Source organism: Pseudomonas sp. Kh14, from assembly GCF_900291005.1.
GTDB lineage: Bacteria > Pseudomonadota > Gammaproteobacteria > Pseudomonadales > Pseudomonadaceae > Aquipseudomonas > Aquipseudomonas alloputida.
This window is the reverse complement of the sequence record NZ_OLKJ01000038.1, coordinates 442,977-455,822: the sequence shown is the minus strand read 5'-3', so window position 1 is coordinate 455,822 and position 12,846 is coordinate 442,977. Positions and strand designations below refer to the sequence as shown.

12 protein-coding genes are annotated in these 12,846 nt (G+C 63.6%); 11 read left to right on the top strand and 1 reads right to left on the bottom strand.

Annotated elements, in window-relative coordinates:
• Positions 1 to 181: 181 nt before the first annotated feature.
• Complete coding sequence (gene bamE / locus FQ668_RS24515) at positions 182 to 436, top strand: outer membrane protein assembly factor BamE (RefSeq protein WP_003249234.1); 255 nt, start codon at positions 182 to 184, stop codon at positions 434 to 436.
• Positions 433 to 1,005 carry a lipocalin family protein gene (locus tag FQ668_RS24510; RefSeq protein ID WP_004576931.1) on the top strand — a complete coding sequence of 191 codons (573 nt, stop codon included), beginning with the start codon at positions 433 to 435 and terminating at the stop codon, positions 1,003 to 1,005. Before bamE ends, FQ668_RS24510 begins: the two co-directional genes overlap by 4 nt.
• Positions 1,006 to 1,161: 156 nt before the next feature.
• Here FQ668_RS24510 and FQ668_RS24505 read toward each other — a convergent pair whose 3' ends face one another.
• Positions 1,162 to 2,526 (bottom strand): formimidoylglutamate deiminase, encoded by a 1,365-nt coding sequence (locus tag FQ668_RS24505; RefSeq protein ID WP_014592685.1) that lies wholly within the window; start codon positions 2,524 to 2,526, stop codon positions 1,162 to 1,164.
• Between the two features lie 144 nt (positions 2,527 to 2,670).
• On the opposite strand from FQ668_RS24505, the gene hutC reads away from it, so the two are divergent.
• The 9 genes from hutC (at position 2,671) to dtd (ending at position 12,682) form a co-directional block, all read left to right on the top strand.
• A complete protein-coding gene (hutC, locus tag FQ668_RS24500) occupies positions 2,671 to 3,381 on the top strand; it encodes a histidine utilization repressor (RefSeq protein WP_172830964.1) in 711 nt (236 codons plus the stop codon).
• Complete coding sequence (locus FQ668_RS24495) at positions 3,378 to 3,950, top strand: HutD family protein (protein WP_014592683.1); 573 nt, start codon at positions 3,378 to 3,380, stop codon at positions 3,948 to 3,950. The genes hutC and FQ668_RS24495 overlap by 4 nt, the downstream gene beginning before the upstream one ends.
• A 246-nt stretch (positions 3,951 to 4,196) precedes the next feature.
• On the top strand, positions 4,197 to 5,870 hold the full coding sequence (hutU, locus tag FQ668_RS24490; protein WP_014592682.1) for a urocanate hydratase: 1,674 nt from the start codon (positions 4,197 to 4,199) through the stop codon (positions 5,868 to 5,870).
• Between the two features lie 108 nt (positions 5,871 to 5,978).
• On the top strand, positions 5,979 to 7,511 hold the full coding sequence (gene hutH, locus FQ668_RS24485; RefSeq protein ID WP_019438722.1) for a histidine ammonia-lyase: 1,533 nt from the start codon (positions 5,979 to 5,981) through the stop codon (positions 7,509 to 7,511).
• Between the two features lie 157 nt (positions 7,512 to 7,668).
• Entirely contained in the window at positions 7,669 to 9,072 is a 1,404-nt protein-coding gene (locus FQ668_RS24480) for an amino acid permease (protein ID WP_003249253.1), read from the top strand.
• Positions 9,073 to 9,087: 15 nt separating this feature from the next.
• A complete protein-coding gene (gene hutI, locus FQ668_RS24475; RefSeq protein WP_014592681.1) occupies positions 9,088 to 10,293 on the top strand; it encodes an imidazolonepropionase in 1,206 nt (401 codons plus the stop codon).
• Between the two features lie 10 nt (positions 10,294 to 10,303).
• Positions 10,304 to 11,107, top strand: a complete 804-nt coding sequence (gene hutG, locus FQ668_RS24470; protein ID WP_014592680.1) for an N-formylglutamate deformylase — start codon at positions 10,304 to 10,306, stop codon at positions 11,105 to 11,107.
• Between the two features lie 169 nt (positions 11,108 to 11,276).
• Positions 11,277 to 12,248: a prolyl aminopeptidase gene (pip, locus tag FQ668_RS24465; protein ID WP_003249260.1), complete on the top strand. Its 972-nt coding sequence runs from the start codon at positions 11,277 to 11,279 to the stop codon at positions 12,246 to 12,248.
• Positions 12,245 to 12,682 (top strand): D-aminoacyl-tRNA deacylase, encoded by a 438-nt coding sequence (gene dtd / locus FQ668_RS24460; RefSeq protein WP_003249262.1) that lies wholly within the window; start codon positions 12,245 to 12,247, stop codon positions 12,680 to 12,682. The genes pip and dtd overlap by 4 nt, the downstream gene beginning before the upstream one ends.
• Positions 12,683 to 12,846: the final 164 nt, after the last annotated feature.

Below are 12,846 nucleotides of genomic sequence, written 5' to 3'. Positions count from 1 at the left end.
AATTAGGGGCGGCCTTTTTTATTGGGCGCATGATTAATGCTTTGTGATTAATCGCACAATAGTGGCCATCCGACCAATGGTGTAGGGGGATAGGGGGTGGGGCAGGGAACCTGGGAGGGATTTTCACGTCGAAGGTCACTGCAGGCCACTCGCCTGTATCATCTTTCAGGAGTGTCCCTTCATGTCGTTGCGTTCCCTCGCCCTGTTGTCGCTGTGCGTCGTGCTGACTGCCTGCAGCAAGATCAATCAGGAAAACTATTCCAAGATCAAGGCCGGTATGAACAAGGCCGAGGTCGAGCAGTTGCTCGGCACGCCGACCGAGTGTTCTGGCGCGTTGGGCATGAGCAGCTGCACCTGGGGGGACGAGAAGAGCTTCATCAGCGTGCAGTACGCAGCTGACAAAGTGCTGATGTATTCCGGGCAGGGCCTCAAATGAGGCGTGCGTACCTGCTGATGGGGGTATGCCTGGCGTTGCTGCTGGGCGGTTGTGCAGGTTCCGTGCACGACCCGCTGGCGCCGAAAACCGCCGGCCATGTCGACCTCAAGCGCTACCAGGGCAAATGGTACGAGCTGGCGCGCCTGCCCATGCGCTTCCAGGAAGGCTGCGAGCAGTCCGAGGCCCATTACAACCTCAGGCCTGATGGCAGTTATGGCGTGCTCAACCGCTGCCGCACCATGGGTGATGAATGGCTTCGCGCGGAAGGGCATGCGAATATCCAGGAGCCGGGGCACACCGACAAGCTGTGGGTCGAGTTCGATAACTGGTTCACCAGGCTGGTGCCTGGCGTGGCGCGGGGTGAGTACTGGATTCTTTATGTGGACGACCACTACCGCACGGCAATCGTCGGCAGCCCGGACCGCAAGTACCTTTGGATTCTGTCGCGCACGCCGACACTGCCGGCTTGGGAGCGCGAGAACCTGCTGTCCAGGGCGCGGCAGCAGGGGTATGACACCAGCCGCTTGATCTGGCGGGCGTCCGATCAGCAAATTGTAAAAATGCACTGAGTTTTTTGGGGTTGCGTGGCAACCCTTCGCGGGCAAGCCCGCTCCCACAGGTTCTGCGCTGAACCCTGGGCTGCCCCCAAGACGTTTTGTGGGGCAGTCCACCACCCTGTGGGAGCGGGCTTGCCCGCGAAGGGCTGCAACGCAGCCCCGGTACGCTCAGCCCAAAAGCTGGCGCAACACCTTGGCAAACGCCCGCCCGCTTTCTTCTTCTTGGGCATGCCGCCCCTGGCGCACTACCCACTGCCCATTCACCATCACATCGCGCACCTGGCGATCGCCGCCGGCAAACAGCCAGCGGTTGAGAATGGCATCACCCTCCGCCATGGCGATGTAGGGGTCCTGCCCATCGAGCACCAGCCAGTCGGCACGCTTGCCCACTGCCAACTCGCCGACCGCCTGACCCAGCGCCTGCGCGCCGCCGGCCAGCGCCGCGTCATACAGCGTGCGCCCGACCATCGGCTGGTCGCCGCGATACAGGCGGTTGCGTCGCTGGTCCCGCAGGCGCTGGCCGTATTCCAGCCAGCGCAGCTCCTCCACCACGCTTAGCGACACATGGCTGTCCGAACCAATGCCCATGCGCCCGCCCTGTGCCAGGAAATCCACTGCCGGGAAGATCCCATCGCCCAGGTTGGCTTCGGTGGTCAGGCATAACCCGGCCACCGCGCCGCTGCGGGCCATGGCAGTCACTTCGTCCGGTTCGGCATGGGTAGCGTGTACCAGGCACCAGCGGCGGTCCACGTCCACATGCTCGTACAGCCACTGCAGCGGGCGCAGGCCGCTCCAGGCCAGGCAATCGTCGACTTCCTTCTGCTGTTCGGCGATGTGGATATGCACTGGGCACTGCCTGTCGCTGGCCGCCAGCACTTCGGCGATCTGCCCAGGCGTCACCGCCCGCAGCGAGTGGAAGCACAGGCCCAGTTGCTGCGCCGGTTGCGCGGCCAGCAACGGGGCGAGCTGGGCTTGCAGCTGCAGGTACTGCCCGGTGGAGTTGATGAAGCGCCGCTGCCCGTCGTTCGGCGCCTGGCCGCCAAAGCCTGCATGGCTGTACAGCACCGGCAGCAAGGTCAGGCCAATGCCGCTATCGGCTGCGGCCGCGCTGATGCGTCGCGACAGCTCGGCCGGGTCGGCGTAGGGTTTGCCGGCCTGGTCGTGGTGCACGTAGTGGAACTCTGCCACCGAGGTATAACCGGCCTTGAGCATCTCGATGTACAGCTGGCGGGCGATGACCTGAAGCTGCTCTGGGTTGATCTGCCCGACCAGGCGGTACATCAGGTCTCGCCAGGTCCAGAAACTGTCGTTGGGGTTGCCGGCAACTTCCGCCAGGCCTGCCATGGCGCGCTGGAAAGCATGCGAGTGCAGGTTGGGCATGCCGGGCAGCAGCGGGCCGGCCAGGCGCTCGGCGTCTTCGGCCGAAGCGCCAGGCTCGATGCTGGCCACACGGCCATCGCTGGCGACCTCGATACGCACATGGCTGGCCCAGCCCGTAGGTAGCAGGGCGCGTTCGGCGAAGTAGGCTGACATCGGTGGAATCCTGTTATTGTTAACTTGTATATACATATACAGGCGTTTGCCTGCCGGGTAAACTGCGGCAAGCTACCGCTCATTTCATTTGCACAAGGATCCATCGCCGTGCCGACACCTCCTGTCTCCGTGCTGGTTGCCCAGATGGGCGAGGGCCCGGCGCCGCTCTACGCCCGGGTCAAACAGATGATCATCCAGCAGATCGACAACGGCAGCTGGCCACCGCATCATCGGGTACCCTCCGAGAGCGAGCTGGTCAACGAGCTGGGTTTCAGCCGCATGACCATCAACCGCGCCCTGCGTGAACTCACCGCCGAAGGCCTGTTGGTGCGCATGCAAGGGGTCGGCACCTTCGTGGCCGAGCCCAAGGGCCGTTCGGCGCTGTTCGAGGTCAACAACATTGCCGACGAAATTGCCGCGCGTGGCCACCAGCATAGCTGCCAGGTGATCACGCTTGCCGAAGAAGCGGCCGGCTCCGAACGGGCGCTGGCCCTGGACATGCGTGAAGGTCAGCGAGTGTTCCATTCGCTGATCGTGCATTTCGAGAACGGCGTGCCGGTGCAGATCGAAGACCGTTACGTCAACGCGGCCATTGCGCCCGATTACCTCAAGCAAGACTTCACCCGGCAGACGCCTTACGCCTACCTGTCCCAGGTGGCGCCGCTGACGGAGGGCGAGCACGTGGTCGAGGCAATCCTGGCTGAGCCGGAAGAATGCACCCTGTTGCAGATCGACCGGGGCGAGCCTTGCCTGCTGATTCGTCGTCGCACCTGGTCCGGCCGCCAGCCGGTGACCGCTGCACGGCTGATCCACCCCGGTTCCCGTCATCGCCTGGAAGGACGTTTCAGCAAATGAGTCAGCTGCAGTTGTTGCGTGCGCACGATTACCCGCGCATGCCTTGGAAGAACGGTGGCGGTTTCACCGAAGAGATTACCCGCGACAGTGGCGAGGGTCTGGACGGTTTTGGTTGGCGTCTGTCGATTGCCGACATCGAAGAGTCGGGCGGCTTTTCCGCCTTCGCCGGCTACCAGCGGATCATCACCGTGCTGCAGGGCGACGGCATGCGCCTGCTGGTCGACGGCCTGGCCAGCCGGCCATTGCTGGCGTTCGATGCGTTTGCCTTCAGCGGCGAGAGCCAGGTCAGCTGCAAGTTGCTGGGCGGGGCGATCCGCGATTTCAACCTGATCTATGCACCGCAGCGATATCGGGCGCGCTTGCAGTGGCTGGATGGCACCAGCCGGGTGTACAGCTCGGCGTCGACGGTGTTGTTGTTTGCTGCCAGCAGCCTGGTCGAAGTCACTATTTCCGGGCGCGAGACGCAGCGGTTGGGGTTGTTCGACTGCTTGCGGCTGGAAGGCAATGATGAATTGCTGGGGCTGGTTGTGCAGGGGCGATGCTGCCTGATCGAACTTGATGGGCGCTGAAGGTTCGGCTGTAGATTTTTGGCGCCTGTGAGATCGAGCGCCGCGCGGGCGGCGCTCGATCTACGCACCGCCGCAGAACTTAAGCCGGACCGGCGCTCGCTTTACCCCCCCCCCAAAAAAAAAGTCAAGGTAGGAACGGCAAGGACCGATTATTTTGGTTGTCCATGCTTGTACATACAAGTAAAGGTGTGTTTGTATATTGACCACGACATACCCGCCCGCGGACGACCGCAGAGGACCTTTCCCGTGACCGACAACAACAAATACCGTGACGTTGAAATCCGTGCCCCACGTGGCAACAAGCTGACCGCCAAAAGCTGGCTGACCGAAGCGCCACTGCGCATGCTGATGAACAACCTCGATCCACAGGTCGCGGAAAACCCGAAAGAGCTGGTGGTATACGGCGGTATCGGCCGCGCCGCGCGCAACTGGGCGTGCTACGACAAGATCGTCGAAACCCTGACCCGCCTGGAAGACGACGAAACCCTGCTGGTGCAGTCGGGCAAGCCGGTCGGTGTGTTCAAGACCCACAGCAACGCACCGCGCGTGCTGATCGCCAACTCCAACCTGGTGCCACACTGGGCCAATTGGGAACACTTCAACGAACTGGACGCCAAGGGCCTGGCCATGTACGGCCAGATGACCGCCGGCAGCTGGATCTACATCGGCAGCCAGGGCATCGTCCAGGGCACCTATGAAACCTTCGTCGAAGCCGGTCGCCAGCACTACGGCGGCAGCCTGAAGGGCAAGTGGGTACTCACCGCTGGCCTGGGCGGCATGGGCGGCGCCCAGCCACTGGCCGCGACCCTGGCCGGGGCTTGCTCGCTGAACATCGAATGCCAGCAGAGCCGTATCGACTTCCGCCTGGAAACCCGCTACGTCGACGAGCAGGCCACTGACCTCGACGACGCCCTGGCACGCATCGCCAAGTACACCGCCGAAGGCAAGGCCATCTCCATCGCCCTGCACGGCAACGCCGCCGAAATCCTCCCAGAGCTGGTCAAACGTGGCGTGCGCCCGGACATGGTCACCGACCAGACCAGCGCCCACGACCCACTGAACGGCTACCTGCCTGCCGGCTGGACCTGGGAACAGTACCGCGACCGTGCGCAGACCGAACCGGCTGCAGTGGTCAAGGCTGCCAAGCAGTCTATGGCCGTGCACGTGCAGGCCATGCTGGACTTCCAGAAGCAGGGCATCCCGACCTTCGACTACGGCAACAACATCCGCCAGATGGCCAAGGAGGAGGGCGTGGCCAATGCCTTCGACTTCCCAGGCTTCGTCCCGGCCTACATCCGCCCACTGTTCTGCCGCGGGGTCGGCCCGTTCCGCTGGGCGGCGCTGTCCGGTGAAGCCGAGGACATCTACAAGACCGACGCCAAGGTCAAGGAACTGATCCCCGACGACGCCCACCTGCACCGCTGGCTGGACATGGCCCGCGAGCGCATCAGCTTCCAGGGCCTGCCGGCACGTATCTGCTGGGTGGGGCTGGGCCTTCGCGCCAAGCTGGGCCTGGCTTTCAACGAAATGGTCCGCAGCGGCGAGCTGTCGGCACCGGTGGTGATCGGCCGTGACCACCTCGACTCCGGCTCGGTATCCAGCCCGAACCGCGAAACCGAGGCCATGCGTGATGGTTCGGACGCTGTTTCCGACTGGCCGCTGCTCAACGCCCTGCTGAACACCGCAGGCGGCGCCACCTGGGTCTCGCTGCACCATGGCGGTGGCGTGGGCATGGGCTTCTCGCAGCACTCGGGCATGGTCATCGTCTGCGACGGTACCGATGAGGCCGCCGAGCGCATCGCCCGGGTACTGACCAACGACCCAGGGACTGGCGTCATGCGTCACGCCGATGCCGGTTATGAAATCGCCATCGACTGCGCCAAGGAGCAGGGCCTGGACCTGCCGATGATCACCGGCTGATCACCACGCTTTGGATCGCACCCTGCAAGGGGTGATACTGAACAACAAGAAGGAGCGCGCAGGTACCCACAAGCGGGCCTGCGGCTCCACGCGATTTGGAGTAGTAACGTGACCGAACTCACCCTCAAGCCTGGCACCCTGACCCTGGCCCAGCTGCGCGCGATCCATGCCGCGCCCGTGCGCCTGCAACTGGATGCCAGCGCCGCACCGGCCATCGACGCCAGCGTCGCCTGTGTCGAGCAGATCATTGCCGAAGACCGTACTGCCTACGGCATCAACACCGGTTTCGGCCTGCTGGCCTCGACCCGCATCGCCAGCCATGATCTGGAGAACCTGCAGCGCTCGCTGGTGCTGTCCCACGCCGCCGGTATCGGCGCGCCGCTGGATGACGACCTGGTGCGGTTGATCATGGTGCTGAAGATCAACAGCCTCAGCCGTGGCTTCTCCGGCATCCGCCGCAAAGTCATCGACGCGCTGATTGCCCTGGTCAACGCCGAAGTCTACCCGCACATCCCGCTGAAAGGCTCGGTCGGCGCATCCGGTGACCTTGCCCCGCTAGCGCATATGTCGCTGGTGCTGCTGGGCGAAGGCAAGGCCCGCTACAAGGACCAGTGGCTGCCGGCCACCGAAGCCTTGGCGATTGCCGGACTCGAACCGCTGACCCTGGCCGCCAAAGAGGGCCTGGCCCTGCTCAATGGTACCCAGGCCTCCACCGCCTATGCCTTGCGTGGCCTGTTCCAGGGCGAAGACCTGTATGCCGCTGCCATCGCCTGCGGTGGCCTGAGCGTCGAAGCTGCGCTGGGCTCGCGTTCGCCGTTCGATGCGCGTATCCACGAAGTGCGTGGCCAGCGCGGCCAGATCGACACCGCCGCTTGCTTCCGCGACCTGCTGGGCGACTCCAGCGAAGTGTCGCTGTCGCACAAGAACTGCGACAAGGTCCAGGACCCGTACTCGCTGCGCTGCCAGCCGCAGGTCATGGGTGCCTGCCTGACCCAGCTGCGCCAGGCCGCCGAGGTGCTGGGCATCGAAGCCAACGCCGTGTCGGACAACCCGCTGGTGTTCGCTGCAGAAGGTGATGTGATCTCCGGCGGCAACTTCCACGCCGAACCGGTGGCCATGGCCGCCGACAACCTGGCCCTGGCCATCGCTGAAATCGGCTCGCTCAGCGAGCGCCGCATCTCGCTGATGATGGACAAGCACATGTCCCAGCTGCCGCCGTTCCTGGTGGAAAACGGTGGGGTCAACTCCGGCTTCATGATCGCCCAGGTCACCGCTGCCGCCCTGGCCAGCGAAAACAAAGCCCTGTCGCACCCGCACAGCGTCGACAGCCTGCCAACTTCGGCCAACCAGGAAGACCACGTGTCGATGGCCCCGGCCGCCGGCAAGCGCCTGTGGGAAATGGCCGAAAACACCCGTGGCGTGCTGGCCATCGAATGGCTGGGCGCGTGCCAGGGCCTGGACCTGCGCAAAGGCCTGAAGACTTCGGCCAAGCTGGAGCAGGCGCGCCAGGCGCTGCGCAGCGAGGTGCCGCACTACGACCGTGACCGTTTCTTCGCGCCGGATATCGAAAAAGCCGTGGACCTGTTGGCCAAGGGTAGTCTGACCGGTTTGCTGCCGGCGGGTGTGCTGCCAAGCCTGTAATGCTCCTTGGGGCCGCTTGGCGGCCCTTCGCGGTCAAGCCCGTTCCTACACAGCCTGCGATAGGCAAACGCTATCCATGTAGGGCGGGCTTGCCCGCGAAGGGGCTGCGCAGCAGCCGCTCAATCTCACGACCACAAAAACAATTCAAGGACGTGACATGCAACAAGCTCAAGGTCTCAAGCGCGGGCTAAGTGCCCGCCACATCCGTTTCATGGCCCTCGGCTCCGCCATCGGCACCGGCCTGTTCTACGGCTCTGCCTCGGCCATCCAGATGGCAGGCCCGGCCGTGCTGCTGGCCTACCTGATCGGTGGCGCTGCAGTGTTCATGGTCATGCGCGCCCTTGGCGAAATGGCCGTGCACAATCCGGTGGCCGGCTCCTTCGGCCACTACGCCACCACCTACCTCGGCCCAATGGCCGGCTTCATCCTCGGCTGGACCTACGCTTTCGAGATGGTCATCGTCGCCATCGCCGACGTCACCGCGTTCGGTATCTACATGGGTTTCTGGTTCCCGGAGGTAGCCCGCTGGATCTGGGTGCTGGGCATCGTTTTCCTGATCGGCGGCCTCAACCTGTGCAACGTCAAGGTATTCGGCGAAATGGAATTCTGGCTGTCGCTGCTCAAGGTCGGCGCCATCGTGGCGATGATCCTGGCCGGCCTCGGCATCATGGCCTTCGGTTTCAGCCAGGTGGGTACCGGGCATGCCGTAGGCATGAGCAACCTGTTCGACCACGGCGGCTTCATGCCTAACGGCGTGGGGGGCTTGATTGCGTCGTTTGCCGTGGTGATGTTCGCCTTCGGCGGTATCGAGATCATCGGCGTCACCGCCGGCGAGGCAAAAGACCCGCAGCGCGTCATTCCCAAAGCGATCAACGCGGTGCCACTGCGTATCCTGCTGTTCTACGTGCTCACCCTGTTCGTGCTGATGTGCCTGTACCCATGGCCGCAGATCGGTAGCCAGGGCAGCCCGTTCGTGCAGATCTTCAGCAACCTGGGCATTGGCTCTGCCGCTGCCGTGCTGAACGTCGTGGTGATTTCCGCTGCCATCTCCGCCATCAACAGCGACATTTTTGGCGCTGGCCGCATGATGTATGGCCTGGCCCAGCAAGGCCACGCCCCGCGCGGTTTCAGCAAGTTGTCAAAACATGGCGTACCGTGGATGACCGTCGTGGTGATGGGGGCTGCGCTGCTGATCGGCGTATTGCTCAACTACCTGATCCCGGAAAATGTGTTCCTGCTGATTGCCTCGATCGCCACCTTCGCCACGGTGTGGGTGTGGCTGATGATCCTGCTCACCCAGGTAGCCATGCGCCGCAGCATGAGCCGCGAGGAAGTGGCCCAGCTCAAGTTTCCGGTACCGTTCTGGCCATACGGCCCGGCCATGGCCATTGCGTTCATGGTGTTCATCTTTGGCGTGCTCGGCTACTTCCCGGACACCCAGGCGGCATTGATCGTCGGCGTGATCTGGGTGGTGTTCCTGGTGGCGTCCTACCTGCTGTGGTGCAAGCCGCGCGCAGGGCAGGGCCAACCGGTAGCGGAGCCGGCCGAGCTGCACCGCTAGCAAAGGAGATTGTGCATGAGAACCCTCTGGCAGCATTGCCATGTTGCAACCATGGCCGATGGCCGTTACTCGGCCATCGAGGACGCGGCGATCGTCACCAGCGCCGGGTTGATCGAGTGGATAGGCCCACGCGCCGAGCTGGCGCCGGTCGAAGCTGACCGCACGGTTGACCTGGGGGGGGGCTGGGTCACCCCCGGGCTGATCGACTGCCACACCCATGCGGTGTTCGGTGGCAACCGCAGCGGCGAGTTCGAGCAGCGCCTGCAGGGCGTGAGCTATGCCGAAATCGCCGCGCAGGGCGGTGGTATCGCGAGTACCGTGCGGGCTACCCGGGCAGCCAGCGAAGACGAACTGTTCGCCAGTGCTCGCCAGCGCGTTCAGGCACTGATGCGCGATGGAGTGACCACCCTCGAGATCAAGTCCGGCTACGGCCTGGACCTGGCCAACGAGCGCAAGATGCTGCGAGTGGCCCGGCGCCTGGCTGACGAGTTGCCGTTGACGGTGCGTGCCACGTGCCTGGCGGCGCACGCTTTGCCCCCGGAGTACGCAGGTCGGGCCGATGACTACATCGCGCACATCTGCGATGAAATGTTGCCGGCCCTGGCCGCCGAAGGCCTGGTAGATGCGGTGGATGCCTTCTGCGAACACCTCGCGTTCTCGCCGGCCCAGGTCGAGCGACTGTTCATCAAGGCACGCGAACTGGGCCTGCCGGTCAAGCTGCATGCCGAACAGCTGTCATCATTGCACGGCTCAAGCCTGGCCGCGCGTTACCAGGCACTGTCGGCTGACCACCTGGAGTTCATGACAGAGGAAGACGCCGTGGCCATGGCAAACGCCGGCACGGTCGCCGTGCTGCTACCGGGTGCGTTCTACTTCCTGCGTGAAACCCAGCTGCCGCCAATGGATGCATTGCGCCGCCACGGGGTAAGGATTGCCCTGGCCAGCGACCTCAACCCCGGCACTTCGCCAGGGTTGTCGCTGCGGTTGATGCTGAACATGGGCTGCACCTGCTTCCGCATGACGCCGGAAGAGGCCCTGGCAGGCGTTACGGTGCACGCCGCCACGGCGCTGGGCCTGGGTGACAGCCACGGCTCGCTGCAAGTGGGCAAGGTGGCCGACTTCGTTGCCTGGCAAATCGAACGCCCCGCCGACCTGGCCTACTGGCTGGGTGGCGACCTGCCCAAGCGCGTAGTGCGCATGGGCCACGAAATCTCCAATTGAGCGAGGCACGATGGACAAGGTATTGAGTTTTCACCAAGGTCGCCTGCCGCTGCTGATCAGCATGCCGCACGCTGGCTTGCGTCTGACCGACGCCGTGCGCGACGGCCTGGTCGACCAGGCGCAAAGCTTGCCGGACACCGACTGGCACATCCCGCAGTTGTACGACTTTGCCCGTGACTTGGGTGCCAGCGTGGTGGCTGCAGAGTACTCACGCTTCGTCATCGACCTGAACCGCCCGGACGACGACAAGCCGCTGTACGTCGGCGCCACCACGGGCTTGTACCCAGCGACCTTGTTCGGCGGCGAACCCCTCTTCAAAGACGGGCTGGCGCCGTCTGGCGAAGAGCGCAGACGCTATCTGGAGCAGATCTGGCGCCCTTATCACGCGACCATTCGTCGTGAACTGGACCGCTTGCGTGAGCAGTTTGGCTATGCGCTGCTGTGGGATGCCCATTCGATCCGTTCGCTGATACCGCACCTGTTCGACGGCAAGTTACCGGACTTCAACCTGGGTACTTTCAACGGCGCCAGTTGCGATCCGGCACTGGCTGAGCGGCTGCAGGGTGTGTGCGCCAAGGTGCAGGGTTACAGCCACGTGCTGAATGGTCGGTTCAAAGGCGGTCACATCACCCGGCATTATGGCGACCCGGCCAACCATATCCATGCTGTGCAACTGGAGCTGGCGCAAAGCACCTATATGGAGGAAGTCGAGCCATTTGCCTACCGGGAAGACTTGGCGCAACCGACGCAAGCGGTATTGAGGCAGCTACTGCAAGCGCTGCTGGCCTGGGGCGACGAGCGTTACAAGCGTTGAGTGGAGGCGGCGACGCTATCGGCGTCGCCAGGCACCGTGGGAGGCAGTTGCCGGAAATCTGCGCAAGGGTCAATTCGCGCCGTTCGAACGCGTCAGCAAGGACGGTGCTGAAAGCGCAATTCAGGTTTATGATGGCCCACGGCCGAATAATCCTCACACGGAGTGCGCAATGCAGACCCTCTACCCGCAGATCAAACCCTACGCCAGGCACGATCTGGCCGTGGAAGCGCCGCATGTGCTTTATGTCGACGAAAGCGGCTCGCCGGAAGGTCTGCCCGTGGTGTTCATCCACGGAGGCCCCGGTGCTGGCTGCGACGCCCAGAGCCGCTGCTACTTTGATCCCAACCTGTACCGCATCATCACCTTCGACCAGCGCGGCTGTGGCCGCTCCACGCCCCATGCGAGCCTGGAGAACAACACCACCTGGCACCTGGTCGAAGACCTGGAGCGCATTCGCGAACACCTTGGCATAGACAAGTGGGTGCTGTTTGGTGGCTCTTGGGGCTCGACCCTGGCCCTGGCCTACGCTCAGGCTCACCCAGAACGCGTGCACGGCCTGATCCTGCGCGGCATCTTCCTGTGCCGGCCGCAGGAAATCGAGTGGTTCTACCAGGAAGGCGCCAGCCGCCTGTTCCCCGACTACTGGCAGGACTACATCGCACCGATTCCACCGGAGGAACGCGGCGACCTGGTCAGGGCCTTCCACAAACGCCTGACCGGTAACGACCAGATCGCCCAGATGCACGCCGCCAAGGCGTGGTCCACCTGGGAAGGCCGTACCGCCACCCTGCGCCCCAACCCGCTGGTGGTCGACCGCTTTTCCGAACCGCAGCGGGCGCTGTCGATCGCCCGCATCGAATGCCACTACTTCATGAACAACGCCTTCCTCGAACCGGACCAGCTGATCCGCGATCTGCCCAAAATCGCCCACCTGCCGGCGGTGATCGTGCATGGTCGCTACGATGTGATCTGCCCCTTGGACAACGCCTGGGCGTTGCACCAGGCCTGGCCGAACAGTGAGTTGAAAGTGATCCGTGACGCCGGTCACGCGGCTTCCGAGCCTGGCATCACCGATGCCTTGGTGCGTGCCGCCGACCAGATGGCCCGGCGCCTGCTCGACCTGCCTCTGGAAGAAGCATGAGGGGCCTGCTGCAGCGCGTGCGCGGTGCGCGGGTTGAAGTGGCGGGGGAGGTGGTCGGCGCCATCGACCAAGGGTTGCTGGTGCTGGTCGCGGTCGAGCCTGAAGATTCCCGTGAACAGGCCGATAAGCTGTTGCACAAGCTGCTGAATTACCGGGTGTTCAGTGACGAGCAGGGCAAGATGAACCTGTCGCTCAAGGATGTCGGGGGTGGCCTGCTACTGGTGTCACAGTTCACCTTGGCGGCCGACACCCGCAATGGCATGCGTCCAAGCTTCTCGACCGCAGCGCCACCGGCCCTCGGCGCCGAGTTGTTCGACTATCTTTTGCAACAGGCAAAAGCTCAGTACGCCGACGTGGCCAGCGGCCGTTTTGGTGCGGATATGCAGGTGCACCTGGTCAATGATGGCCCCGTAACATTTATGTTACAAATATGAGGTCAAAAAACCCTTTGTTCACAGGAAAACAAGGGGTTTTGTACGATAAATAGTTGCTCCAGCCTGATGCGTTGTCACGCAACCTGCTGGATAATCGCGCGCTGCATGGACCTGCGTTCGCAGGTCCGTTTCACTCTGACTCGAGCATTGTCTGGATCCGTTTG